At 66.3% G+C, this 23,882-nt stretch carries 23 protein-coding genes and 2 pseudogenes; 12 read left to right on the top strand and 13 right to left on the bottom strand.

Features of this window, described 5'->3' with window-relative positions; all coding sequences use genetic code 11:
* Positions 1-42 precede the first annotated feature (42 nt).
* Both ACAG20_RS10230 and ACAG20_RS10225 read right to left on the bottom strand, forming a co-directional pair.
* Positions 43-2,019 carry a hypothetical protein gene (locus ACAG20_RS10230; protein WP_370492447.1) on the bottom strand — a complete coding sequence of 659 codons (1,977 nt, stop codon included), beginning with the start codon at positions 2,017-2,019 and terminating at the stop codon, positions 43-45.
* 187 nt (positions 2,020-2,206) lie between these two features.
* Positions 2,207-2,857, bottom strand: a complete 651-nt coding sequence (locus tag ACAG20_RS10225) for a TetR/AcrR family transcriptional regulator (protein ID WP_370492446.1) — start codon at positions 2,855-2,857, stop codon at positions 2,207-2,209.
* A gap of 229 nt (positions 2,858-3,086) precedes the next feature.
* Between ACAG20_RS10225 and ACAG20_RS10220 the strand changes: the two genes are divergently transcribed.
* Positions 3,087-3,932, top strand: a complete 846-nt coding sequence (locus tag ACAG20_RS10220) for a TauD/TfdA dioxygenase family protein (protein ID WP_370492445.1) — start codon at positions 3,087-3,089, stop codon at positions 3,930-3,932.
* A gap of 66 nt (positions 3,933-3,998) precedes the next feature.
* Here ACAG20_RS10220 and ACAG20_RS10215 read toward each other — a convergent pair.
* Positions 3,999-4,289: pseudogene (locus ACAG20_RS10215) on the bottom strand (IS3 family transposase); the annotation flags it as partial.
* A gap of 56 nt (positions 4,290-4,345) precedes the next feature.
* On the opposite strand from ACAG20_RS10215, the pseudogene ACAG20_RS10210 reads away from it, so the two are divergent.
* A pseudogene (locus tag ACAG20_RS10210) lies at positions 4,346-4,605 on the top strand (integrase core domain-containing protein); the annotation flags it as partial.
* Here the strand turns inward: ACAG20_RS10210 and ACAG20_RS10205 are convergent.
* The 4 genes from ACAG20_RS10205 to ACAG20_RS10190 all read right to left on the bottom strand — a co-directional run bounded on the left by ACAG20_RS10205 (position 4,602) and on the right by ACAG20_RS10190 (position 7,806).
* Positions 4,602-4,919: a DUF1330 domain-containing protein gene (locus ACAG20_RS10205; RefSeq protein ID WP_370492444.1), complete on the bottom strand. Its 318-nt coding sequence runs from the start codon at positions 4,917-4,919 to the stop codon at positions 4,602-4,604. The pseudogene ACAG20_RS10210 and the gene ACAG20_RS10205 overlap by 4 nt on opposite strands.
* Entirely contained in the window at positions 4,919-5,131 is a 213-nt protein-coding gene (locus ACAG20_RS10200; protein WP_370492443.1) for a ferredoxin, read from the bottom strand. Before ACAG20_RS10200 ends, ACAG20_RS10205 begins: the two co-directional genes overlap by 1 nt.
* Complete coding sequence (locus tag ACAG20_RS10195; protein WP_370492522.1) at positions 5,128-6,423, bottom strand: cytochrome P450; 1,296 nt, start codon at positions 6,421-6,423, stop codon at positions 5,128-5,130. The genes ACAG20_RS10200 and ACAG20_RS10195 overlap by 4 nt, the downstream gene beginning before the upstream one ends.
* A 102-nt stretch (positions 6,424-6,525) precedes the next feature.
* Complete coding sequence (locus ACAG20_RS10190; protein ID WP_370492442.1) at positions 6,526-7,806, bottom strand: amidohydrolase family protein; 1,281 nt, start codon at positions 7,804-7,806, stop codon at positions 6,526-6,528.
* Positions 7,807-8,073: 267 nt separating this feature from the next.
* On the opposite strand from ACAG20_RS10190, the gene ACAG20_RS10185 reads away from it, so the two are divergent.
* Genes ACAG20_RS10185 through ACAG20_RS10155 form a run of 7 tightly spaced genes read left to right on the top strand, consistent with a single transcriptional unit; the run spans position 8,074 to position 13,792 of the window.
* A complete protein-coding gene (locus tag ACAG20_RS10185) occupies positions 8,074-8,619 on the top strand; it encodes a carboxymuconolactone decarboxylase family protein (RefSeq protein ID WP_370492441.1) in 546 nt (181 codons plus the stop codon).
* Between the two features lie 5 nt (positions 8,620-8,624).
* Positions 8,625-9,923, top strand: a complete 1,299-nt coding sequence (locus tag ACAG20_RS10180; RefSeq protein WP_370492439.1) for an aromatic ring-hydroxylating dioxygenase subunit alpha — start codon at positions 8,625-8,627, stop codon at positions 9,921-9,923.
* Positions 9,907-10,230 (top strand): hypothetical protein, encoded by a 324-nt coding sequence (locus ACAG20_RS10175; RefSeq protein ID WP_370492438.1) that lies wholly within the window; start codon positions 9,907-9,909, stop codon positions 10,228-10,230. The genes ACAG20_RS10180 and ACAG20_RS10175 overlap by 17 nt, the downstream gene beginning before the upstream one ends.
* A 2-nt stretch (positions 10,231-10,232) precedes the next feature.
* Complete coding sequence (locus ACAG20_RS10170) at positions 10,233-11,459, top strand: amidohydrolase family protein (protein WP_112683981.1); 1,227 nt, start codon at positions 10,233-10,235, stop codon at positions 11,457-11,459.
* Positions 11,443-11,865 carry a nuclear transport factor 2 family protein gene (locus ACAG20_RS10165; protein WP_370492437.1) on the top strand — a complete coding sequence of 141 codons (423 nt, stop codon included), beginning with the start codon at positions 11,443-11,445 and terminating at the stop codon, positions 11,863-11,865. Before ACAG20_RS10170 ends, ACAG20_RS10165 begins: the two co-directional genes overlap by 17 nt.
* Positions 11,862-12,983, top strand: coding sequence for an acyl-CoA dehydrogenase family protein (locus tag ACAG20_RS10160; RefSeq protein WP_370492436.1), 1,122 nt, complete (start codon positions 11,862-11,864; stop codon positions 12,981-12,983). Before ACAG20_RS10165 ends, ACAG20_RS10160 begins: the two co-directional genes overlap by 4 nt.
* Before the next feature lie 2 nt (positions 12,984-12,985).
* Positions 12,986-13,792, top strand: coding sequence for an acyl-CoA dehydrogenase family protein (locus tag ACAG20_RS10155; RefSeq protein WP_165824909.1), 807 nt, complete (start codon positions 12,986-12,988; stop codon positions 13,790-13,792).
* Positions 13,793-13,885: 93 nt separating this feature from the next.
* Here the strand turns inward: ACAG20_RS10155 and ACAG20_RS10150 are convergent, their stop codons facing one another.
* Positions 13,886-15,058: an acyl-CoA dehydrogenase family protein gene (locus ACAG20_RS10150; protein WP_370492435.1), complete on the bottom strand. Its 1,173-nt coding sequence runs from the start codon at positions 15,056-15,058 to the stop codon at positions 13,886-13,888.
* 219 nt (positions 15,059-15,277) lie between these two features.
* On the opposite strand from ACAG20_RS10150, the gene ACAG20_RS10145 reads away from it, so the two are divergent.
* The 3 genes from ACAG20_RS10145 to ACAG20_RS10135 all read left to right on the top strand — a co-directional run bounded on the left by ACAG20_RS10145 (position 15,278) and on the right by ACAG20_RS10135 (position 18,638).
* Positions 15,278-15,931 (top strand): TetR/AcrR family transcriptional regulator, encoded by a 654-nt coding sequence (locus ACAG20_RS10145; protein ID WP_370492434.1) that lies wholly within the window; start codon positions 15,278-15,280, stop codon positions 15,929-15,931.
* 159 nt (positions 15,932-16,090) lie between these two features.
* On the top strand, positions 16,091-17,548 hold the full coding sequence (locus ACAG20_RS10140; RefSeq protein WP_112683983.1) for an aldehyde dehydrogenase: 1,458 nt from the start codon (positions 16,091-16,093) through the stop codon (positions 17,546-17,548).
* A 19-nt stretch (positions 17,549-17,567) separates the two neighbouring features.
* Entirely contained in the window at positions 17,568-18,638 is a 1,071-nt protein-coding gene (locus tag ACAG20_RS10135; protein ID WP_112683984.1) for a dihydrodipicolinate reductase, read from the top strand.
* A gap of 4 nt (positions 18,639-18,642) precedes the next feature.
* Here ACAG20_RS10135 and meaB read toward each other — a convergent pair whose 3' ends face one another.
* The 5 genes from meaB to ACAG20_RS10110 form a co-directional block, all read right to left on the bottom strand.
* Positions 18,643-19,521 carry a methylmalonyl Co-A mutase-associated GTPase MeaB gene (meaB, locus tag ACAG20_RS10130; RefSeq protein WP_370492521.1) on the bottom strand — a complete coding sequence of 293 codons (879 nt, stop codon included), beginning with the start codon at positions 19,519-19,521 and terminating at the stop codon, positions 18,643-18,645.
* 8 nt (positions 19,522-19,529) lie between these two features.
* Positions 19,530-20,297 carry an enoyl-CoA hydratase/isomerase family protein gene (locus ACAG20_RS10125; protein WP_112686486.1) on the bottom strand — a complete coding sequence of 256 codons (768 nt, stop codon included), beginning with the start codon at positions 20,295-20,297 and terminating at the stop codon, positions 19,530-19,532.
* A gap of 113 nt (positions 20,298-20,410) precedes the next feature.
* Positions 20,411-21,511: an acyl-CoA dehydrogenase family protein gene (locus ACAG20_RS10120; RefSeq protein WP_370492433.1), complete on the bottom strand. Its 1,101-nt coding sequence runs from the start codon at positions 21,509-21,511 to the stop codon at positions 20,411-20,413.
* Positions 21,498-22,403 carry an acyl-CoA dehydrogenase family protein gene (locus tag ACAG20_RS10115; protein ID WP_370492432.1) on the bottom strand — a complete coding sequence of 302 codons (906 nt, stop codon included), beginning with the start codon at positions 22,401-22,403 and terminating at the stop codon, positions 21,498-21,500. Before ACAG20_RS10115 ends, ACAG20_RS10120 begins: the two co-directional genes overlap by 14 nt.
* The gene (locus ACAG20_RS10110) at positions 22,388-23,827 is read right to left on the bottom strand and encodes a class I adenylate-forming enzyme family protein (protein ID WP_013830442.1); all 1,440 of its coding nucleotides are present in this window, start codon (positions 23,825-23,827) and stop codon (positions 22,388-22,390) included. Before ACAG20_RS10110 ends, ACAG20_RS10115 begins: the two co-directional genes overlap by 16 nt.
* Between the last annotated feature and the right edge of the window lie 55 nt (positions 23,828-23,882).

Genomic DNA, 23,882 nt, shown 5'->3' with positions numbered 1-23,882 from the left:
TGGCTCCCGACCGGTCGGGATGGCCACCATGATCATCAAGAGTCAGGCGTCCAGCAGAGCCCCCATAGCGGTTATCACCGCGTTGAACGCATCGCTGAAATCGACCGGCGACGAGTTCGCGGACAATTGGGACAGCTGCGACATCACCTCCCATTCCAGCGTCGCCAGGAACCCTGCTTCGGTGGGGAAGCCGCCGTTGGCAGTGATTACCGCAGTCGCCAGGTCGTCGCGCGCGTTCAGTATCCCTGCAGTGATGCTGATGTTGGGATCAAACAGGGCATCGGTAAGGGTCGCACCCAACTGTTGACCACCGGACTCCAACGCCGTGAACACCTGGCTAAGGTCGCCCGTTGACAGACCGTCCTGCATTGCCTGAACAGTTTGAGTGATCTCTTTCCCCATAAGCGACCAAGTCAGCGCCATTGGCAATTCCACGTCTTTGCCTGCTAGTGAAAGATTGTTCATTAGCGCCGAAATGGTACCGGACGGATTGGCGAGGAAGCCTTTGGCGACGGTACCCCAATCGGGGCTCAGTGCTGGCGTCAGCCTCAACCACATCGGGGTGAACGGCTGAACGCCGAATACCGCTTCATAGTGGTCGGAACCCATCGCCGACCGGATGTCATAGAGCCACGATTGCAGCGTCAGCCAATCGGCATCTCTGGAGGTATCCAGCGCGTAGTTGTAGGACAGCACGCGTGACGTCATATCGGCCGCATACTCGGACGGCGTCACCGTCGGGGTATCGGCTGGCAGATACTTGCTCACGTCGGCCACCGGTACCACCCGGGTGGTCACGGCCAGTCCCGTGGGGTCGACGCCGGCGGCAAGATCCTGGAACCGGGCGGTTATCTCACCAGAGTCGACTGCGCTGCTGTCCAACCAGTTCGCCACGCCCGGGTTGGTCGGGCTTATCACGTAGTAGGAATAGCCGTCAGCGGCGCCGTACGCCTGAGTGTTGTTAAGACTAGTCTGCGACAAGATATACGGAAGTGTTTGGCCGAAAGCGGATTCCAGTTGAATTCCGCTGTAGCCGGATGCAACGTCAGGCACCCTGACGATCAGCGCCTGGTCCGTCTGTAGCTCAAAATTCCCCACTGAGACATACGTGGTGTCTATACCACCAGTGACTCCTCCCTGGCTTGCGAAGGGACTCATTGTGTTGGCGGCAAGCTGATTTCCCGATTGCGCAGCAATCGCCATGTAAATGGCGTTCTGCTTAGGTATATCACTGGCCAGGCTGCTCAACAGCCAGGCGATCTCGGCCTCGGACAAACCACTGAGCGCGGAATCCGTCATCGGCGTCGAACAGTCCGCGACGCATTGGAAGTCGAGGACACTTGGGCCCAGTGCCATTCTGCCCAGAACGTCTCGAACCAACAGTGTGTCGTAACCGGCAGCATCGATATGGTTGACCGCGTCGGTAGGCGCCGTGGGGCCGATGTAGACGGTGAACGTGCCGTCGGGTTCGACCACCAGCCCATCATTGAGGACCAGACCCGCGCCGGCCTGAAAAGACGTCGACGAGTAGCTGGTGATAGCGAGATTCTGGGTGCCCGCGCCGACAGTTCCAGTGAGCTCGTAGGTCGCCCCGGGCGCGAGGTTTACGATGCTCTGAAAATTGTCAGGGTTGGGCCAGGCGAACTGCGGACGACTATTGGCGGCATCCCCGGCGACCGCCTCAGGAGTGTGGGTCACGAACACGAATTCGCCTGCGCTTTGCTGGATTCCGAGGAGAACCATCAGTTGTTGGAATTGGGAGTTCTGCAAACCGGTTGACAGCATGGCATTGTTAGCGGCCGTTGCGAATGGCAACGTGCTATCGGTGTCGTACGCCGCCTGCATCTCAGCCCGGACCTGGTCGATTAGCGGCTGCAACGACTCCGCCGACATCAATACCGGGCCGACGAGGACCCTCGACGCGTCGATCGACGGGGCTCCGGCGATCGCAGTCACCGCCATCCCGGCGACGAGAAGAGCCTGGGCGGGCACGAGCTTTGCGCGTTGCAATCGCTTCATCGTGAAAGCCTCCGATCACCTTGTGGTTCGAACAGTGGCGCTGTGAGATGCCTCACGCACCCAGCAGACCTCGATGCTCACATAGGCCACGGGACTTGTCAAAGGTGATTTTTTATTTTGCGCCCGGCCGCCGGACAACACCGCCTTGGTGGCCAAGTCCTACCTGCAAAGCCGGCCAAGTCGCGGGTCAGCTCAGTCGGGCGCGTTCCAGGATTTGGAAGGCGGGCCATAGGAAGCGCGTGACGTGCGCTTTTGCCGCGTTTCGGTCCGATGGGAACGCTTGCGCTGAGGCCACTGCACTGCTGATCAACGCCGCCGCACTCAGAGCGTCGGCGTTGGGCGTCGGCGAAAACAGCACTCCCCGCCGGTGTCCATCGCGCAACACGTCAGCAAGTGGCTCAGCCAGCACCCACTTCATCTCTGCCTTTACCCCATCCATTCGCGACGAGCTGAGGATCTCAGCAGTGCTCAGCACCGTAACCCGTTTGGCGCTCAACGAGTCATAGAAAATATCCAGCAGCGCGTCGAGCCAGACATCAAGGCGCACCACGGGATCATCCTCGGTCGCAGCAACTTTGCGTTCGATCGTGCGTCGCGCCAAGCTGACATCACGGCGAATGAGAGCTTCGGCCAGATCATCCTTCGAGCGGAAGTGGCGGTAAAAGCTGCTCGTCGAGAGACCGGCTTCGGCGAGGATCGCCCCAACGGACATGGCTGCGTACCCGCTCTGGGTCATTACCCTGACCGCAGCATCCAGCACCATCCGTCGCTCGGTTTCGTCGTCGAAGAGTCGTGGGCGGCCGAGTTTGTCCGCTGCAGCAGGTGTCGGACTTGACACGGCGGACCTCCCTGGTCAGACAGCAGTTTCCCCTGCTCAACATCGATACGCGGAAATGAGCCTAGGCCAACCAGGCCGGTGTCGGCGAGCCTGTCTGGAGCGATCGTTCATCCGAATTAAAAAATATTGTTTGCAAACCCCTTCGTAGGTTGGTACGTTCTGCCACAGCGGCAACGGCGAGGACGACCCGGATCCGTGGGCGTCGGAACACAGAAGGGAACTGCGGTCGATGAGTCTGTTCAGCATCAATAGGTTTTCTGGAGCTGTCGGAGCCGAAGTAATTGATGTAGATCCCGGCCGCCTTGTATCGGACGACTCCCTGGCCCGCGCCATCCTCGAGGCCCTTGAGGAGTGTGGGGTGCTGGTGTTTCGGGGTTTGGATCTCGACCCGGAAAGCCAGGTCGCCTTCTGCCGACAGCTCGGCCCTATCGACGATTCCAACGACGGGCAACACCCGGTACCCGGAATCTACCCATTAAGCTTGGACAAGACGAAAAACCGAGATGCGTCGTACCTGCGTGCGACATTCGGATGGCATATCGACGGCTGCACGCCGACCGGCGACGAGTGCCCGCAGATGGCCACCCTGCTGAGCGCAAAGGTGGTGGCCGAACACGGCGGCGAGACCGAATTCGCCAGCGCATACGCTGCCTATGACGCGTTGGCCGATAACGAGAAAGCGCGTTTCGCCGGGCTTCGGGTGATCCATTCTGTGGAGGCTTCGCAGCGTCGCGTCATCCCGGATCCTTCACCGACCCTGCTGGCGCAATGGCGGTCGAAAAGCACACACGAGCAGCCACTCGTGTGGACACACCGCACCGGACGTAAATCGCTGGTCCTCGGCGTTTCGGCGGATTACGTGGTGGGGATGGACCCTGCTGAAGGCCGGTCGCTGCTGGACGAACTGCTCGACCGGGCAACTGCACCGGGGCTGGTATACCGGCACAAATGGTCTGTTGGAGACACGGTCATCTGGAACAACCGCGGTGTACTCCACCGAGCGACACCTTATCCGGTGGACTCTCCACGGTTGATGTTCCGTACCACGGTGCTCGGCGACGAACCGATCGAGTAGCAATTTTCGGACGCACCCTCGAGCACTGATCAGAGGTCTTGACAATATCTCCGACCCGCTGGCTGGCCCCCGCAAAGAAAGTTGTGTGGCTGCCTTCAAGATCGCGACATCCTCACGCAGCCTGTGGTCTTCGGCCCGCAAGCGCTTGATCTGGTCATCCCCTGACGTGGTGACCCCGGGCCTGTGGCCGGAGTCGACCTGGTCCTGCACCACCCATCGGCGCACCGACTCCTTACCGACGCCGACTTGGCGGGCCACCGCCTCGCAGGCAGCGGTCAACGACGGATACTCCTGTTGATGCTCGGTCACCATCCGCACGGCGCGTTCACGCAACGCAGATTCGATCTTCTTCGGCATGCTGTTCATCCTTCCGGACTCAAACAGCAGCGGCATCGAACCCAGGCGGTTCACTTTTCGCCCACGCACTGGGCGAAGATCTCGCCCATAAGCGGACCCGACCGTGCCGGCCGCAGACAACGGCAAGGTGGAACGCTTCAACTGAACCCTGACCGCCGAATAGGCCTACGCCCACACCTACCGGTCCAACGCCGCCCGCGCAGTGACCTAGCAAGACTGGCTGCATCACTGCAACCACCGACCCCACACCGGCATCGGCGGAAAGAGCCCGACCGAGCGCCTACGCGTTCACAACCTGCCCGTCAAGAACACCTAGTCCGCTAACGACATCTGGAACCCGGAGAGGATGACCGCGTTGCAGTCGGCGGCGGCCTGCCGCAGCTTCGCGGCCTGCTGGTAGCCCTCGGAGAAGTACCAGGCCCGAGCGGCGTCCACCGATTCGAACTCCAGGACCACGGTCTGGCTGCCGTGCCAGTCGCCTTCCACCACCTCGGGTTTGGTCTCGACGGCCAGGATCTTCGCGCCGCCGGACGCCATCGTCGGTTGGGCGGCCTTGCCGTAGGCGAGCATGCCCGACGGGTCGTTGATGGCCTCGGTCAGAATGACGTATCCCTTGGGCCCGCTGGTCATCAGCTCTCCTCCGCCGGTTTGTCGGTGACATCGTCGATGGCGTGTTCGGGGCACTGCTTGATGGCGTCGCGAACCGCGTCCTCGTACTGCGGCGGCACCTCATCGACGGTGACCTCCGAATAGCCGTCCGCGTTGATCGCGAACACCTCGGGACAGATCGTGGTGCAGATGCCATGCCCGGCACACCGATCCGGGTCTACCCACGCTTTCATCGCGTTCCCCTTCCCGTCGGGGTGAACTCCAGGTTGAGTTCGATCAGGCCGCGCAGGATGTAGGTCGGGATGTAGTTGAACCGACGCGCGCCGGCCGGGCCGTGCAGCTCCTCGGAGAGCCTGATGTCGACCGTACGATCCAGCAGCCGCTCGATGGCGATCCTGGTCTCCGCCCGCGCCAGCGGCGATCCCGGGCAGCTGTGGATGCCGCGCCCGAAGGTGATGTGCTGGCGGGCATTGGAACGGGCGAGATCGAAGGTGTCCGGGTCGCTGAAGCGGCGAGGATCCCGGTTGGCCGCGGCGCTGATCACCATCAGCGTCGTGCCGGCCGGGACCTCGACCCCGCCGATCTCGGTGTCCACCCGGGAGAGCCGGAAGTCACCTTTGACCGGGCTCTCGAACCGCAGCACCTCTTCGATGAAGTTCGGGATCAGGCTGCGGTCGTCGCGCAGCCGCTGCTGGATGTCGTCGCGCTCGCCGATGATCTTCAGCGCGGAGCCGAGCAGCCGCACCGTGGTCTCCTGCCCGGCCGAATAGACGTTGGCCGCGACCCGGGCCACGTCCATCGGGTCCGGGACGGTGCCGTCCGGGAACGTCGCCTCCGCCATCCCGCTGAGCACATCGCCGCGCGGCGTGCGGCGGCGATCGGCGACGTAATCGGCGAAGGTGCCGTAGAGGAATTCCAGCGGACTGTGCGCCAGCGCCTTGGCGTCGGTGCTGCCGACCCCGCCGCCCACGTTGTGATGCAGGTTCTTGACGAACTCGTCGCGGTCTTCATCCGGAACACCCAGCAGGTCGGCGATGACCAGCAAGGTGAACGGGGCGGCGAAGCCGTTGATGAATTCGCCCGCGCCCGGCGCGAGATACTCGTCGAGCACTTGGTCGGCGAGCTCCCACATGGCGTCCTCGTTCTCCTTGAGGCGCTTGGGGGTCAGCAGGCGCATCAGCAACGCCCGGTGGTTGGTGTGCGTCGGCGGGTCCAGCGTCGGAAGCTGGTCGCTGAACGGCAGTTCGTCGCGGTGCTTGTCGATCAGCCCCGCCACGGTCTCGCCGCCCAGGTCGCCGTCGAGGGGCACCGGGAAGCCCGGGAACGGGCCGGTCACCGCGATGCACGACGAGAACACCTCGGCGTTGCCGGCCACGGCGCACGCCTCGTCCCACCCGGTCACCATCATCACGCCGTGATGCGGCTCCCGGGTGACCGGTGAGCGCTCCCGCAGGGCGCGCAAATAGGGGTAGGGGTCGCCGACGACCGCCTGGTCGGTAAAGAAATCGATGTCATCCGGATTCATCACGTCCCCGTCCTACTTCCTCGATCTCGTATCCGAGAATGCCATTCTCGGATACGATCGACACACTTTCACACCCGGGGATGCCCGTCAACGCAGCCCCACTCAGCTATTCGACCGCGCGGCGTCCATCAGCGCATTCGCCTGTCGCTCACCGTGCTTGTGCTGGCTGAGCGCACGAATCGAGACGTCATGGCCCTCGGCGGCCCGCCGCAGGCCGCCCACCGTGGCCTGGTCACGCGGAATATGGGCGAACGGGTCGAACGAGTACCAGCGCATGGCATTCAGGTGGGTCATCTTGTTGATGTCGTCATCGGGGACGTTGTTGGCGCTGAGCACATCCCAGAGTTCTTCGGGCGCCCCGGGCCACATCGAGTCGCTATGCGGGTAGTCGGCTTCCCAGGCGATGTTGTCGATGCCGATGTCGTGCCGGAGCTTCACACCGACCGGATCGGAGATGAAGCAGGTCAGGAAGTGCTCGCGGAACACCTCTGACGGCAGCTTGCCGCCGAAGTCCTGCCCGGTCCAGACCGAGTGCATCTCGTAGGTGCGATCCACCCGCTCCAGGAAGTACGGGATCCAGCCGGTGCCACCCTCCGACAGCGCGATCTTGAGGTCGGGATAGTCCTTCACCGGCTTGGACCACAACAGGTCCGCGGCCGCCTGCACGATGTTCATCGGCTGCAGTGTGATCATCACGTCCATCGGCGCATCCGGCGCGGTGATCGCCAGCTTGCCCGACGACCCGATGTGGACATTGAGCACGGTGTCGGTGTCGCACAGCGCTTTCCACAGCGGGTCCCAATAGGGATCGTGGAAGCTCGGGTAACCCATGGCCGCCGGGTTCTCACTGAACGTCAGGGCGTGCACGCCCTTCTTGGACACCCGTCGCACCTCGGCGGCGCACTTCTCGGCGTCCCAGATCACCGGCAGCCCCATCGGGATGAAGCGCCCGGGGTAGGCCCCGCACCACTCGTCGATGTGCCAGTCGTTGTAGGCCTGCACCAGGGCCACCGAAAAGTCGGGGTCGTCGGTGGCGAACAGCCGGCCGGCGAAACCGGGAAACGACGGGAAGCAGATCGAGCCGAGGATTCCGCCGGCGTTCATGTCCTTGATCCGCTCGTCGACGTTGTAGCAACCGGGCCGGATCTCGTCGAGCCCCTGGGGTTCCAGACCGTATTCCTCCTTGGGCCGTCCCGCGACCGCGTTGAGGGCGACGTTGGGGATCACCACGTCGCGGAACTGCCAGGTGTCGGAGCCGTCCGCGTTGTGCACCAGCCGCGGCGCGTCATCGAGATACTTGCGCGGCAGGTGGTTGGCGAACATGTCCGGCGGCTCGACGGTGTGGTCGTCGACGCTGATCAGAATCATGTCGTCCTTGTTCACGGCCCATCCTCCGATCCGGGTCCGACGGCGATGCCGGTCCCCTGATGCTTCTGTCGCCTTCAATGAAAACTAGCTTCCCCATTTCGGAGAATCAACCTTCTGACCCGGGCGGCGGGCCGGGCCCGTCCGGGCGCGACGGCAGCACCGCCGAACGCGCCCCCCTACCCGTCCAGCCTGCGGCGACGGTCGAGTGTTGACCAATCGTGGGAAACATGGAAATCTATTGGTCAAATATGAGAATGTGATTCTCACACCGAGGAGGAGCGGATGCGGCTGACCCCGCTGTCGGAGTCCCAGTGGGACGAAGAGGCGGTCCAGCGCGCGCTCGCTCAGGTGCTGACCGCCGATCGGCGCAACCCGCGCGACGCCGGCTCGGCGATGACCATGCTGGTCCACCACCCGAAACTGGCCCGGGCATTCCTGAAATTCAACGTCGAACTGCTCTACCGTTCGTCGTTGCCCGCGAAGCTGCGCGAGCTCGCCATCCTGAGGACCGCCTACCGCCGCGGTTGCGAATACGAGTGGGTCCACCACATCACGATCGGCAAAGAGGCCGGGCTCACCGACGCCGACATCGAGGACCTGCAACACGGCGCGGCGCGCGACGAGTTGCATCAGGCGGTGCTCACCGCCGCCGATGAGCTCGACGAGGATTCCCGGCTCTCCCCCGCCACCGAGACGATCCTCGCCCAACACCTGGACGAGCACCAGCTGATGGAACTCGTCTTCACGGTCGGCTGCTACAGCATGTTGGCCATGGCCTTCAACACTTTTGGCGTTGAACTCGATGAAGAACCCGAATCAGGGAGGTAATTTCCGTGGCACATTTCCCCAAGCCCGCAGCGGGTAGCTGGACGCAGAGCTACCCCGAACTCGGCACAGAGCCGGTCGACTACACGAGCTCGACCGACCCGGAGCACTTCGCCCTGGAGCAGGAGGCGATCTTCAAGCGCACCTGGCTGCACGTCGGGCGCGTCGAGCGGGTGCCCAAGACCGGCAGCTACTTCACCAGGGAACTGCCCTCGGTGTGCAAGGGCACCTCGATCATCATCGTCAAGGGCAAGGACGGTGTAGTCCGGGCCTTCCACAACATCTGCCGCCACCGCGGTAACAAGTTGGTGTGGAACGACTTCCCCAATGAGGAGACCGAGGGCACCTGCCGACAGTTCACCTGCAAGTACCACGCGTGGCGCTACAGCCTCGACGGCGACCTCACGTTCATCCAGCAGGAGGGCGAGTTCTTCGACGTCGACAAGAGCCAGTACGGGCTGGTGCCGGTGCGCTGCGAGGTGTGGGAGGGCTTCATCTTCGTCAACTTCGACGACAACGCCGGCCCGCTCAACGAGTATCTCGGATCGCTGGCCAAGGGCATCGAGGGCTACCCGTTCGGCGAGATGACCGAGGTCTACTCCTACAAGTCTGAAATCGGTAGCAACTGGAAGCTTTTCATGGACGCTTTCACCGAGTTCTACCACGCGCCGATCCTGCACCAGGGGCAATACACCAAGGAGGAGGCCGCCAAGATCCAGAAGTACGGCTACGAGGCGCTGCACTACGAGCTGGCCGGACCACACAGCCTGCAATCAACGTGGGGTGGTCAGTCGCCGCCGGCCGACCTCAACATGGTCAAGCCGTTGGACCGTGCGCTGCGCAGCGGGCTGTTCGGCCCTTGGGACAAGCCGGATCTCATTGCCGAGCTCAAGGAATTGCCGCCGTCGGTGAACATCAAGCGCGTACCGCAGTGGGGCATCGACTCCTTCGTGTTCTTCCCCAACTTCATGATTCTGATCTGGGAGCCGGGCTGGTACCTGACCTACCAGTACTGGCCGACCGCCGTCGACAAGCACATCTTCGAGGCCAGCCTGTACTTCGTGCCGCCGCGCAATGCCCGGGAGCGTCTGGCCCAGGAACTGGCCGCGGTGACGTTCAAGGAATACGCGTTGCAGGACGCCAATACCCTGGAAGCAACCCAGACCATGATCGGCACGAAGGTCGTGGACGACTTCCTGTTGTGCGACCAGGAGATCCTGCTGCGTCACCTGCACAAGACCGCCAACGATTACGTGACCGAGTACCTCAAGACCCAGAAGGAGCACGCCAATGGCGCTACCCGCTGACTTCGCTGACCTGCAGCCCTACGCCGACTGGGCGCTGGCGACCGAACCGGAGCGCTATGCCAAACGGCTGGCCTCCACCATGGGCGAGATGCAGGAGTTCTACGACGCCGCGTTCGGACGGCTCGAGGACGCCATCACCTACCTGGACAAGTTCGACCTGCGTGACCTGCCCGACGACGCCCGCTCGCTGATGCATGTCATGCAGTCGTTGGTGATGGTCTCCTTCCCGATCGAGGCATGGAAGCAGGCCCGGGTCCCCGACAGCGGCGCGGCCTGGATCGACTGCATAAAGGAACCGGTCGTCTAAAGGTGCTGACGCTCAAGGCGGCCGGGCTGCTTGACGTCGACTCCGGCGAGATCATCCGGCCCGGGGTCATCCGGGTCGAGGGCGATCGGATCGTCGGCATCGGCGAGGCCCCGACCTCCGGTACGGATGACGAGGTGCTGGATCTGGGTGACCTGATCCTGCTGCCCGGGCTGATGGACATGGAGGTCAACCTGCTGATGGGCGGCCGGGGTGAGAACCCCGGCCTGTCCCAGGTCCAGGACGATCCGCCGACCCGGGTACTGCGTGCGGTGGGCAATGCGCGGCGCACGCTGCGGGCCGGCTTCACCACGGTGCGCAACCTCGGGTTGTTCGTCAAGACCGGCGGCTACCTGCTCGACGTGGCGCTGGGCAAGGCGATCGACGCCGGCTGGATCGAAGGCCCGCGGGTGGTGCCGGCCGGCCATGCCATCACGCCCACGGGCGGCCACCTGGATCCGACGATGTTCGCCGCATTCATGCCCGGCGTGCTGGAGTTGACGGTCGAGGAGGGCATCGCCAACGGTGTCGACGAGATCCGCAAGGCGGTCCGCTACCAGATCAAGCACGGTGCACAACTGATCAAAGTGTGCTGTTCCGGTGGCGTCATGTCGCTGACCGGAGAGGCGGGCGCCCAACATTATTCGGACGAGGAATTGCGCGTGATCGTCGATGAGGCGCACCGCCGCGGGCTGCGCGTCGCCGCGCACACCCACGGCGCCGAGGCGGTCAAACACGCGGTGGCGTGCGGGATCGACTGCATCGAGCACGGCTTCCTGATGGACGACGAGGCGATCGCCATGCTCGTCGAGCACGACCGCTTCCTGGTCACCACACGGCGGTTGGCCGAGGCGATGGACGTCTCCAAAGCCCCGCCGGTGTTGCAGGCCAAGGCAGCCGAGATGTTCCCCAAGGCACGCACTTCCATCAAGGCCGCCTACGAGGCGGGGGTGAAGATCGCCGTCGGCACCGACGCACCGGCGATCCCGCACGGCCGCAACGCCGACGAACTGGTCACCCTGGTCGACTGGGGGATGCCGCCGGCCGCCGTGCTCAAGGCGGCGACGGTGACCGCTGCCGAACTGATCAACGCGGCCGACCGCGGCCGGCTGGCCGAGGGCCTACTCGCAGACATCATCGGGGTACCGGGAGATCCGTTGTCCGACATCACCGTTACCCGCAACGTACAGTTCGTCATGAAAGGCGGTCAGGTGTATGTCAACAAGAACTGACGACCTCGTCGAGATCCAGCAGACGCTGGCGCGCTACGCGGTGACCATCACCCAGGGCGACATCGACGGGCTGGTGGCGGTGTTCACGCCCGACGGCACCTACAGCGCGTTCGGCGAAACCTACTCGCTGGACCGGTTTCCAGTGCTGGTCGATGCCGCCCCCAAAGGCTTGTTCATGACCGGCACCCCGGCGATCGAACTCGACGGCGACAACGCGACCGGCACCCAACCGCTGTGCTTCATCGACCACGCCAGCCACGACATGCGCATCGGCTACTACAACGACACCTACGTGCGCACCGCCGACGGCTGGCGGCTTCGGACCCGCAAGATGACGTTCATCCGGCGCAGCGGCGCCCATGATGCGGGACGGCCGCACGCCGTGGGCAGGCCCGAAGCGGGATGAGTGCACTGCACGATCCCGCCGAGTTCCGCACCCAACTACGCGCCTGGCTCGACGCCAATGATCTGGCGCCGTCCGAGGACGACTCGCTGGAAGCGCACATGCGGCAGTTCGCCCGGGTCCAGAGCGCGCTCTACGAGGCCGGGTGGGGCCGTTACGGCTGGCCCGAGCGCGCCGGCGGCCTCGGCGGCCCGGACGTGCTGCGGGCCATCGTCGGTGAAGAGGTCGTCGGTCGCCGATTGGCGGAGCCGGGACCGTACTCCATGCTCGAGGTGCTCACGCCGACGATGATCGACTACGCCCGGCCCGAGCTCGCTGCCGAGATGGTCCCCAGACTGTTGCGCGGCGACGAGCAGTGGTGCCAAGGCTTTTCCGAGCCGGGCTCGGGTAGCGACCTGGCCTCGCTGACCACCCGGGCCGCCCCGCGCGGCGACCAGTGGGTGATCAACGGGCAGAAGGTCTGGACCAGCTTCGCCCAGCACTCGCAGCGGTGCATTCTGCTGACGCGTACCGGCGACGCGGATACGCCCAACCACCAGGCGATCACGGCGTTCTTCGTCGACATCGACAGCCCCGGAATCGAGGTGCGGCCGCTGCGGACCATGCACGGCGTCGACGAGTTCTGCGAGGTGTATTTCGACGATGTGGTCGTCGACGGCTCGCGGATGCTCGGCAAGCCCGGCGACGGGTGGCAACTCGCCATGGACCTGCTGCCCTATGAGCGGTCCACCTGCTTCTGGCAGCGCATCGCCTACCTGTACTCGCGCTTCGACGCACTGATCGCCGCGGTGAAGCGCCAGGGCGCCGAGATCGACAACGACCTGGGCGCGGTGTATCTGGCACTGCACACCTTGCGTTGCCGTTCCCGGGCCACCCAGCACCGGCTGGCCGACGGCCATCGGCTGGGCGCGGAGACCTCGATCGACAAGGTGCTGCTGGCCGCCGCCGAACAACTGCTCTACGACACCGCCCGCGAGTTGCTGCCGGGCACGATCGAGCTGGCCGAGGGCGAATGGCGTACCGAGTACCTGTACTCCAGGGCCGCCACGATCTACGGGGGGACCGCCGAGGTGCAACGCAACATCATCGCCCGCCGCCTGCTCGACCTCGGGAAGGAGTGATGATGTCCGGCGAGATCGACGCGGCATCACTGGCCCTGCTGGAGGGCACCCTCCGCAAGACCATGCTGGGATGTTCCGGCGTGGAGCTGGACGGGGCCCTGGCCGAGCTCGGTTGGGCGGAAATGCTCTCCGAGAACCCGGATCTGGCCATACCGCTGGTGTTCCGGCTGCTCGGCGAGACGGGTTCACATGCATCGGTGCTCAACGACGTGATCCTGGAGACCATCGGTGGCCTGCCCGGCGGCACGCCGCCGATGCCCTATGCCGGTGGCCGCTGGGTGATCTGGGAACGCGGCCGGCACGAGGGCGATACCGCCGCCCTCGGTGGGCTTCCGCTGCGAGAAGTGCCCGACGGCGAGCTGATGCGACTCGGCGAGGCGCGGCGCGCGGTGTGCTGGTGGCTGATCGGCTCGGCGCGCGCAATGCTCGCCCTGGCCCGCCAACACGCCCTGGACCGGGTGCAGTTCGGTAAGCCGATCGCCTCCTTCCAGGCCGTTCGGCACCGGCTCGCCGAGACCCTGGTGGCCATTGAGGGCGCCGAGGCGACGCTGGCGGCGCTGACCGCGGAAAGCCCGGACCTGTCCTCCATGCTGGCCAAGGCCGCCGCGGGCAAGGCCGCACTGACCGCGGCCAAGCACTGCCAGCAGGTGCTGGGCGGTATCGGGTTCACCGCCGAGCACGACCTGCATCGTCACGTCGAGCGGGTGCTGGTGCTCGACGGATTGCTCGGCGGCTCCCGGGAACTGACGCGCCGGGTCGGCGGCGGCCTGCGGGCCCGCGGCTCGGCGCCCCGGCTGGCGCAGCTTTAGACCGCCGAGCAGACGCCAAAGCCCCCAAATCCACGCGTTTTAGGGGGCTTTAGCTGGGGGCACCTCCCGCTTGCGGGGGACTGCTCGCGCTATTTACCGCGGCAGGCCCAGCACCCGTTGCGCGATGATGTTGCGCTGGATCTCCGACGTGCCACCGGCGATGGTCCCCGAGAAGCTGCGCAGGTAGCGATCGAACCAGCCGGCGGTCGCGTAGTCCTCGTTCATCGGCATGTAGGTGCCGGAACTGCCCGGGTGTGCCAGGCTGCCGCTGCCGGCCGCGTCGAGCGCGTGCTCGGCCGCGGTCTGCACCGCCTCGGAGCCCAGCAGCTTCAACACCGACAGCGCAGGGACGTCCTGTTCGCCGCGCGCCGCCTGGGCCAGTGCCACCGAGCCGAGCAGCTGCAACGCCTGGTGATCCATCAGCAAGGTCGCAAAACGGTCGCGGTTCAGCGCCCCGGCCGGCCGGAAGTCGTGGATCAGGTCACGCAACCGATCGGCGAAGCTCATCCACAGCAGCGTCCGTTCATGCCCGAGCGAGCCGTTGGCCACCCCCCAGCCGCCGTTGAGCGGACCGACCAGGTTCTCGGCGGGAACCACCACGTCGGTGAAGAACACCTCGTTGAAGTCGACGTCGTCGTGGTCACACGCCGACGCGAACGGCCGCCGCACCACCCCGGGGGTATCGGTCGGGATCAGCAAGACACTGATGCCCTTGTGTTTGGGGGCGTCCGGGTCGGTCCGTACGAAGGTCAACAGCACGTCGGCGTCGTGGGCGCCCGACGTCCATACCTTCTGGCCGTTGACCACGAAATGGTCGCCGTCCAGTACCGCGCGGGTCTGCAATCCGGCCAGGTCCGAGCCCGCGCCCGGCTCGCTCATGCCCAGCGACGCCGTGATCTCGGCACGCAGGATCGGGACGGCCCACCGCCGCTTCTGCTCATCGGTGCCGAATGAGAGCAGCGACGCCGCGATGATGCCGACCCCTTGCGGATTGAAGCTGGGGTAGATCCGCCGGCGTGACAACTCCTCGGAGTGCACGTACTGCTGCAGGATCGTGGCGTTGCGGCCGCCGTACTCCGGCGGGTTGCCGGGCAGCAGCCAGCCGTTGTCGAACAGCAGTCGCTGCCAGCGCCGTGCCCAGTCCGGGACGTGGGAGCACGACCGAGACCGCTCGAGCGCCTCGGCGTCGGTGGGTAGATGTTCGTCGAGGAACGCCGAGAACTCCGCCCGGAAATTCTCGACGTCGGAATCAAAGGCCAGCTGCACCGACACTCCTCGGCTCGGGCGTCTCGGGCTCTCCATCCGGACCGGCTCGGATGTTGCGAGTCCGCTTCCATAGACGCAGCGATGAGAATATCATTCTCGAATGGAGAAGTTGCGATCTCAGAATCGTCAGCCCCGATCCGGTGTGGCGCGACGCCGGCTGGTTACCGTCCAGTACAGTTGCGCTGTGCCTCGCCTACCGCACACCCGCCCGGAGTGGCGGTGACCAGCCCGAGCGAAGAACCCGCCTGGAAGCAGCGCGCGGTCGAACGCTCCATCAAGACAGCGAAAATTCGCGCGGCGCAACGCGTCCAGCGGTTCTTGGACGCGGCCCAGTCGATCATCATCGAGAAGGGCAGCACCGACTTCACCGTGCAGGAGGTCGTCGACCGCTCGCGGCAATCGCTGCGCAGCTTCTACCTGCAGTTCGACGGCAAGCACGAGCTGCTGCTGGCACTGTTCGAGGACGCCCTGAGCCGCGCGGCCGAACAGATCCGCGCCGCGGCGGCCAACTACACCGATCCGCTCGAACGCCTCAAAGTCGCGGTGGAGTTGCTGTTCGAGTCGTCGCGGCCGGACCCGGCGGCCAAACGGCCGCTGTTCACCGACTTCGCCCCGAGCCTGCTGCTGACCCACCCCGCCGAGGTCAAGGTCGCCCACACCCCGCTGTTGGCATTGCTCACCGAGCTGACCAAAGACGCGGCCGCCGCCGGGCGGCTGCGCGCCGGCTCCAACCCCAAACGGGTGGCGGCGATGATCATGCAGACGGTCATGTTCAACGCCCAATCCAGCCCGGCCTCAGCCGATCCGGCGGTCAAACCGCTGACCGCCGACGAGGTGTGGGACTTCTGCGCGAACGGCTTCGCGCGCAGCTGACCGCCGCGCTCGACCCGGTTCGTCCGCCCGCTGATCGCCGAGCGCGAGCGGAGCGCTCCGCTGCGGCTCCGGCTATTCCGGAACCCTGGACTTCCCCTCGTGAAGCGCATAGCCTCATGCTGCGAACCCAATTATCCGCATGCGAGAAGAGGATTACCGATGTCGGTGCAGACGGTGTTGGACGACATCCGGAAGGTGCCCGGCACCGGTGACGTGATCCCGATCATCGATCCGGCCACCGAAGAGCAGCTCACCGAGTTCACCGACTGCGGACCCGAAGCCGTCAACGACGCCGTCGCCCGCGCCAAGGCCACCGCCGAGTCCGGGGTCTGGTCGAAGCTGGCCGACTACGATCGGGCCCGGGTGCTGTGGCGGATCGCCGACCTGATCGACGAGAACGCCGAGATTCTCGCCGAACTCGAGTCCGTCAATGCGGGCATCCCCGCCGCCCAGGCCGCCATCATCACCAAGGTCGGCTCGGAGTGGTTCCGCTACTACGCCGGCTGGTGCACCAAGATCGACGGCATCGCACGCGACGTGAACACCGGCGGCCTGACCGGCATCGAATCCCATCAGCACGTCTACACGCTGCGCGAGCCCTATGACGTGGTCGGGCTGATCTTCCCGTGGAACGGCCCGGTCTTCAACTTCTGCGCCAAGCTGGCCCCGTCGCTGGCCGCCGGTTGCAGCAGTGTCGTCAAGCCCGCCGAGGAGACCCCGCTCTCGGCACTGGTGCTGGACCGGATCCTGTCCGAGGCCGGGGTGCCCGACGGCGTGGTCAACATGGTGCTGGGCTACGGGCACACCGCCGGTGCGGCCATCACCGCGCATCCCGACGTGGACAAGGTCGCGTTCACCGGCTCCACCGAAGTCGGCCGGGAGATCGTACGGGCCTCGGCCGCAAGCAATCTCAATAAGGTGACGTTGGAACTCGGCGGCAAGTCGCCGGTGCTCATCTACGACGACGCCGATCTCGACATGGCCATCACCATGGCCTCGTTCGGCACGTTCGTGCACTCCGGGCAGGCGTGCGTGTGCGGCTCGCGCATCTTCGCCCAGCGCGGCGTTTACGAGCGGGTCGTGGAGGGCGTCGCCAACATGGCCAACAGCATGCAGCTCGGCGGCCCCAAAGACGACGGCGTCATGATCGGACCACTGATCAGCCAGAAGCAGCTCACCCGGGTGCTCGGCTACCTGGAGCAAGGCAGGTCCGACGGTGCCGAGCTCGTCACCGGTGGACACCGGCTCGACCGCAAGGGCTACTTCGTGCACCCCACGGTCGTCACCGACGTCGACCCCGACTCCAGCCGGCTGTTCCAGGAGGAGATCTTCGGGCCGGTGGTCACGATCCTGCCGTTCGACGACGACGACGAGGCGATCGCGCTGGCCAACAACAGCACCTACGGGTTGGCCGCTACCGCGTGGACGTCCAACCTGGGCCGGGCCCACCGGCTGGCCAAGCGTCTCAAGGCCGGAACGGTGGGGTTGAACTGCCAGATGCAGTTCGACCACTCGATGCCGTTCGGCGGGTACAAGCAATCCGGCTGGGGCTACGAGTCGGGCAAGGCCGGTATCGAGACCTATCTCCAGACGAAGGTCGTCTGGGCGCAGATGTAGGCAAGACAAGGTGATACATATGGCGACCGTCCCCTATCGGATCGTCCAGTGGACGACGGGCAACGTCGGCAAGAGTTCCGTCCGGGCGATCGCCGCCAATCCCGATTACGAACTCGTCGGACTCTTCGCATGGTCCGACGACAAGGTCGGCCGCGACGCGGGCGAATTGGTCGGCATCGATCCGCTCGGGATCCCGGCCACCAACGACGCCGCGGCGCTGCTGGCGCTGAAACCCGACTGCGTGGTCTACAACCCGATGTGGATCAACGTCGGCGAACTGGTCGAGATCCTGTCGGCGGGCGTCAACGTGGTGACGTCGGCGTCGTTCATCACCGGTCGCAACCTCGGCGACGATCGGGCCCGCCTCGAGGAGGCGTGCCGCAAGGGCGGCGCCACGCTGTTCGGTTCCGGTGTCAGTCCCGGATTCGCCGAACTGCTGGCCATCGTGGCGGCGACGGCCTGCGACCGGGTCGACAAGGTCACCATCACCGAAACGGCCGACACCACGCTGTATGACTCCCCCGACACCGAGCGCCCGGTGGGGTTCGGTGCCGCCATCGACGACCCGGACCTGGCGCCGATGGCCGCCAACGGCACCGCGGTGTTCGCCGAGGCGGTGCAGCTGGTCGCCGACGCGATCGGCGTCGAGCTCGACGAGATCACCTGTGTATCCGAATACGCCCAGACCACCGAGGATCTGACGATGGCGTCGTGGACCATCCCGGCCGGTCACGTCGCGGGCGTGTTCGCCAGCTGGCGGGGCATCGCCGGCGGTGAGACCGTGATCGACATCAACGTACGGTGGCGCAAAGGCCAGACGCTGGAACCAGATTGGCAACTCGACGGCGACGGTTGGAAGATCACTATCGACGGCCGCCCGACGGTCAACATGCAAGTCGGCTTCACGCCGCCGCCGGACCTGATCGCCTCGGCGAAGTCGATCGATGATTTCTTCGAGCTCGGCCACATCATGACCGCAATGCCGCCGATCAACGCCATCCCGGCCGTGGTGGCCGCCGAGCCGGGCATCGCCACCTACAACGATCTGCCGCTGCACCTGCCGCGCTGGTCGGCCCGGAAGCGGTCCTGAAGTCTCATTCGTCCTCCGGCGACAACAGCCGCTCCGCCGCCGAATAGGGGTCATCGCTGCCGTCGACGACCGACTCGGCGAGTCTGCCCAGCGCCGGGTGGGACCGCAGCCGGGTCTGTGCCAGCGACAGGATCTGTGACCGCGACCGCGCCAGCCGGCGCTCCCGGCTGTCGGTGCGGTGGTGGGCCTCGATGGTGTCGACCAGCTCACCGAGGCCCTCGCCCCGCGAGGCGATCAGGGTGAGTATCGGTGCGCCGGTGTGCTTCAGCTCGACCCGGAGGTCGCGTACGGTCTGTTGCGCCCCTTCGCGGTCGGCCTTGTTGACCACCACGATGTCGGCCACCTCCAGCAGTCCGGCCTTGGCGGCCTGCACCGCATCACCGGCACCCGGATTGAGCACGACGATCGTCGGCGCGGCGATCGCGGCGATCTCGATCTCGGACTGGCCCACCCCGACCGACTCCAGCAGCAGCACGTCGTAGCCGAGCCCGGCCAGCAACTGGATGGCCGCCGGCACCGCTTCGGCCAGCCCGCCCAGGTGGCCGCGAGAGGCCACCGAGCGGATCAGCACCGCCGGATCGTTGATGTGCGCGGCCATCCGGATGCGATCACCCAGCAGCGCGCCGCCGCTGAACGGCGAGGACGGGTCGACGGCCAGCACCGCCACCCGCAGGTCACGCTCGCGATACGCCCCGACCAGCGCCGCGATCGTGGTGGACTTGCCGGCGCCGGGCGGCCCGGTCACTCCGATGACCCGGGTGGCGGCGGGCCCGACGGCGGACAGCACCTCGGTCCGCCGGCCGCTTTCGACCAGGCTGAGCAGCCGGCCGGTGGCACGCACCGAGCCGGCCCGCGCCGCGACGAGCAACTCGGCGATCTGCATCGGCGGGGTCAATTCTGCTTCGCGGTGAGCCGATCGATGATGGCGTTGAAGTCGTCGGTTCCAAACGACTGTTCCTCGGCCATGTTCGCGAAGTCCAAGGTGGCCAGCACGGCGCGCTCCAGGTGGATATTGAGCAGCCGCTTGGTGCTCTCCACCGCCTGGCGGGGCAACTCGATGATGCGCTTGGCACACGAGATCGCCTCGGCCACCGGATCTTCCACGACGTGGTTGGCCAAGCCCAGCTCGACTGCGCGGGCGGCCGGAATCCGGGCTCCGGTCAGCGCGTACTCCTTGGCCTGCAACAGGCTCATCTGCAACGGCCAGGTCAGCGGTCCACCGTCGGCGGCGACCAGACCGACCTGCACGTGCGGATCCGCAAGATAGGCGCCTTCGGCCATGTAGACGATGTCGCTGAGCGCCACCAGGCTGCAGCCCAGCCCGACGGCGGGCCCGTTGACCGCGGCGATCACCGGGGTGCGGCAGCGCGCCATCCCCAGCACGATCTCCCGACCGTGCGCAATCGTCTTGGCGCGCAGCTTGTCGTCGCGGCGGATCTCGTCGAGGTAGCTGAAGTCGCCGCCGGCAGAGAACGCCCGCCCACTGCCGGTCAGCACCGCGGCACGGGCATCGTGATCCTCGTCGAGCTGTGTCCACAGTTTCGCCAGGCCGCAGTGCAGTGCGTCATTGACGGCATTCAGCGCGTCGGGGCGGTTGAGCGTGATGATCCGCAACGGACCATCGGCGCGCACGTCGATTTCAGCAGGCATGTCGTACATGTCTAGACTCCCCTATCTTGTCGTGACCCGCTTCACCCGGGCTTCGCCCGCGTTCGCGATCACTCGGTCAATAGTCGTGACCCGCTTCACCCGGGCTTCGCCCGCGTTCGCGATCACTCGGTCAATCCCAGGATTCGGCCGGCAATGATGTTCTTCTGAATCTGCGAGGTCCCGCCCATCACACTCTGGGCGCGGCTGTAAAGGTAGGCGCTGAGCAGGTCGGGGTCGTCGACGCCACCGACCGCCAGCGCGGCGTGGCCGACGGACTGTTCCACCCAGGTCATCAGCAGCTTGTCCAGCGAGCCCTCGGGCCCGTGCGACAGGCCGTCAAGCTGTTCGGAGAGCCGCCGACGGACGTGTAACCGCAGCATCTCGGTTTCCACTGCCGCCCAAGCCAATTCCTCGGGCACCTCGGCACCGGCACGATCCACCCGAGTCGCCATCTGGCGAACGAGTTTACCGTAGCGGGCCGAGTACCCCAGCGTCGACGGCTCGCGCTCGTGGCCGACGACGGTCATCGCCAGTTTCCACCCCTCGCCCGGTTCGCCCACCAGCTGGCTCGCCGGAACGGTGGCGCCGTCGAAGAGCACCTGCCCGAATTCGGTGGTGACACCGTTGATCATCCGCAGCGGCCGCTGCTCGATGCCGGGCTGGTGCATGGAGATGATGAACGCCGAGATACCGCGGTGCCGCGGCGCGTCCTTGTCGGTGCGGGCCAACAGCAGACACCAGTCGGCGACGTCGGAGTAGCTGGTCCAGATCTTGTGGCCGTGAATAACGTAATCGTCGCCATCGCGGGTCGCGGTGGTGGTCAGCGACGCCAGGTCCGAGCCGGCTCCGGGCTCGGAGAACCCCTGGCACCAGCGCTGCGTGCCGTCGATCATCCCGGGCAGGAACCGTTGCTGCAGTTCCTTGCTCGCGTGGCGACCCAGCCCGACGACCAGATAGCCCAGGCTCGGTCGCGGCGGGGCGCCGGCGGCGGCCAGTTCCTCGTCGACGATCACGTCGTAGACCGGTGGCAGCTCCTGGCCGCCGTAGGCGCGGGGCCAGGACACCCCGAAGAAGCCGGCGCCGTAGAGGGCCTGGTGCCATTCGCCCTGGCGCGCCCAGTACTCGTCGTCGCCGGCGGCGGGAAAGGTGCCGGCCCGCTCGGCCAGCCAGGACCGAAGCCGGTTGCGGAAGTCGGCCTCGGCGGGCGAGTCACGAAAGTCCATCAGCGATCTCCCTAATCGTCACGGGCCACAGGCCGGTCGAGGTCAACGCACGCCGCAGGTACACATGCGCCAGGCATTCCCAGGTGTTGCCGATACCGCCGTGCACCTGGATCGCGGTCTCGCAGACCGTCCGGGCGGTGCGGGCGCAGTAGATTTTGGCGATGCGGGCGGCACGGACCGCGTCGGCCGCGTCGGCCTCGTCGACCGCCCAGGCGGCATGCCGCAGCACGCTCACCGAGCCTTCGATCAGTGCCAGACCCTCGGCGAGCAGATGGGCGATGGCCTGATAACTGCCGATCGGTTTGCCGTACTGTTCGCGGATCTTGGCGTAGTCGCATGCCAGTGCGTGCGCGCCGCGCGCGGCGCCGACCAGGTCGGCGCCGGTGGTCACCAGCGCCAGCGCCTGCCACGCCGCGGCGCTCTCGGCGCTGAGCTCACCGAGCTGGTGCGGCTCCCCGGCCAGTTCGGCGCCGGGCCGGGTCAAGTCGGCTCCGCACCGCAGCGCACCGAGCGGGACGGTCACTACCGCGCGCTCGCGCACCGTGACGGCCTGCTCGGCCCCGCGGGCGTCGACGGCGGTCTGGTGGTGGGTGACCGTGGCCGGCGCTGATCCCAGCGTCACGTGCCGGCCCAGATCGTCGGCGAGCACCGGACCGAGGAACGGCACGTCGACCAGGCCGCGGCCGAACTCCTCGGCGACGATCGCCACCTCCACGCCGGACGCCCCGTCGGAGCGCAGCGAGCGCCAACCCGTTTGGGCGACAGCCTTTTCCAGCCGGGCCACTCGACCGGCATCGTCGAGTTCGGCGACCGAGCCGGGCCCCAGATCGTCGGCGAGCTTCGCCGCGGCCTCCCGCAGTTGTCGCTGCTCGGCATTCAGCCGGACATCCATAGGCGCTCCTTCAGTAGTCGACGCAACAGCTTTCCGGACGGCAGCCGGGGAATCTCGGGAACGACCACGACCCGGCGCGGGTGCTTGTAGGTGGCGAGCCGATCGGCCACCAGCTCGGTCAGCTCAGCCTCGCTGACCGGTGCGCGCAGCGCGACCGCTGCCACGACGGCCTCCCCGTCGCGCTCGTCGGGCACCCCGAACACCCCGCAGTCGGCGACGGCCGGATGCTCGTGCAGCACCGCCTCGATCTCGGCGGGGGCCACCTGAAAACCGCGGACCTTGATCATCTCCTTGCAGCGGTCGGTGATCCGTAACCAACCGCCGGCGTCGAGGTAGCCGACATCACCGGTGTGAAACCAGCCGTCGCGCAATACTTCCGACGTCGCCTCGTCGGGAAGATAGCCGGCCATCAACGACTCGGAACGGGCCAGGATCTCACCGGGGACGCCCGGCGGCAGCGGCTCGCCGGTGGCCATGTCCACCACCTGAAGCGCCACCCCGGGAACCGGGCGACCGACGGTGTCCAGCACCGCCTCGTCCCCGCGGGCCCCGTCGGTCGGGCTGCAGGCCAGCACCGGCAGCTCGCTGGTGCCGTAGGCGGGCACCCAGCTGACCCCGGTGCGCCGGGTGACCTGTTCGGCGACGGCGGCGGTGATGGGCGTGGCGCCCCACATGATGTAGCGCAGCGACGACAGGTCGAACGATTCCAGCTCCGGGTGTGCGGCGATGGCCAGCGCGATCGGTGCCACCGCCATCTCCACGGTGATCCGGTCTTGGCCGATCGTTGCCAGCATCACGTCGATGTCGAAGCGGCGGTGCAGCCGCACCTGCGCCCCGACGCTCAGCGCGGTCAGGATGTTGAGCAGCCCGAGGATGTGTGACGGCGGGGTCACGACCTGGATCCGGTCATCCGCGGTCAGCCCCAGCGCATCCCGCCAGTGCCGCACTCCCGCGGCCAGCGAGGCGTGGGTGTGCCGTACCGCTTTGGGCAGGCCGGTGGTACCGGAACTGAACACCAGCAGTGCGTCGGCGCCCGGCTCCGGTGGGTCATCGGCGGGCGCCACGGCCGTCACCGGGGCGATCTCGTCGTCGAGATGCCGCATCGGCATCAGCTCGGCCAGCACCGACTGGTCGCCGAGCGCGTAGCGGGGCTGGGTCAGCGCCAGCGCGTGCGCCACCTCGTCGCGCTTCCAGGCGGGACTGATCAGGGCGGCCACCGCCCCGAGCCGCCAGATGGCCTGCACGGCGACGACGAACTCGGGCCGGTTCGACGCCATCAACGCGACCCGGTCACCGGCCGTCACGCCGTCGGCGGCCAGCGCGGCCGCCAGCGCGCCGGCCCGTGCGTCAAGCTCCGGCAGGGGTAACTGCCGGTCCTCGAACGTGAGCACCGCGGTGGATGACGCACGCAGCCCAGAAGACATTTGAGAAGATCCTATCGGTTTGAGAGAATAGTATTCTCTGTAACGAAGAACGCAA

Source organism: Mycobacterium sp. pW045 (genome assembly GCF_041287085.1).
GTDB lineage: Bacteria > Actinomycetota > Actinomycetes > Mycobacteriales > Mycobacteriaceae > Mycobacterium > Mycobacterium algericum_A.
This window is presented reverse-complemented; position numbering and strand designations above follow the sequence as displayed.

What these genes read in the sequence shown, in the direction of transcription:
- ACAG20_RS10230 (WP_370492447.1), bottom strand. Translation starts at nt 2,019, where the DNA reads ATGAAGCGATTGCAACGCGCAAAGCTCGTGCCCGCCCAGGCTCTTCTC.
- ACAG20_RS10220 (WP_370492445.1), top strand. Translation starts at nt 3,087, where the DNA reads ATGAGTCTGTTCAGCATCAATAGGTTTTCTGGAGCTGTCGGAGCCGAA.
- ACAG20_RS10205 (WP_370492444.1), bottom strand. Translation starts at nt 4,919, where the DNA reads ATGACCAGCGGGCCCAAGGGATACGTCATTCTGACCGAGGCCATCAAC.
- ACAG20_RS10200 (WP_370492443.1), bottom strand. Translation starts at nt 5,131, where the DNA reads ATGAAAGCGTGGGTAGACCCGGATCGGTGTGCCGGGCATGGCATCTGC.
- ACAG20_RS10195 (WP_370492522.1), bottom strand. Translation starts at nt 6,423, where the DNA reads ATGAATCCGGATGACATCGATTTCTTTACCGACCAGGCGGTCGTCGGC.
- ACAG20_RS10185 (WP_370492441.1), top strand. Translation starts at nt 8,074, where the DNA reads ATGCGGCTGACCCCGCTGTCGGAGTCCCAGTGGGACGAAGAGGCGGTC.
- ACAG20_RS10175 (WP_370492438.1), top strand. Translation starts at nt 9,907, where the DNA reads ATGGCGCTACCCGCTGACTTCGCTGACCTGCAGCCCTACGCCGACTGG.
- ACAG20_RS10165 (WP_370492437.1), top strand. Translation starts at nt 11,443, where the DNA reads ATGTCAACAAGAACTGACGACCTCGTCGAGATCCAGCAGACGCTGGCG.
- ACAG20_RS10160 (WP_370492436.1), top strand. Translation starts at nt 11,862, where the DNA reads ATGAGTGCACTGCACGATCCCGCCGAGTTCCGCACCCAACTACGCGCC.
- ACAG20_RS10155 (WP_165824909.1), top strand. Translation starts at nt 12,986, where the DNA reads ATGTCCGGCGAGATCGACGCGGCATCACTGGCCCTGCTGGAGGGCACC.
- ACAG20_RS10140 (WP_112683983.1), top strand. Translation starts at nt 16,091, where the DNA reads ATGTCGGTGCAGACGGTGTTGGACGACATCCGGAAGGTGCCCGGCACC.
- ACAG20_RS10135 (WP_112683984.1), top strand. Translation starts at nt 17,568, where the DNA reads ATGGCGACCGTCCCCTATCGGATCGTCCAGTGGACGACGGGCAACGTC.
- meaB (WP_370492521.1), bottom strand. Translation starts at nt 19,521, where the DNA reads ATGCAGATCGCCGAGTTGCTCGTCGCGGCGCGGGCCGGCTCGGTGCGT.
- ACAG20_RS10125 (WP_112686486.1), bottom strand. Translation starts at nt 20,297, where the DNA reads ATGTACGACATGCCTGCTGAAATCGACGTGCGCGCCGATGGTCCGTTG.
- ACAG20_RS10120 (WP_370492433.1), bottom strand. Translation starts at nt 21,511, where the DNA reads ATGGACTTTCGTGACTCGCCCGCCGAGGCCGACTTCCGCAACCGGCTT.
- ACAG20_RS10115 (WP_370492432.1), bottom strand. Translation starts at nt 22,403, where the DNA reads ATGGATGTCCGGCTGAATGCCGAGCAGCGACAACTGCGGGAGGCCGCG.
- ACAG20_RS10110 (WP_013830442.1), bottom strand. Translation starts at nt 23,827, where the DNA reads ATGTCTTCTGGGCTGCGTGCGTCATCCACCGCGGTGCTCACGTTCGAG.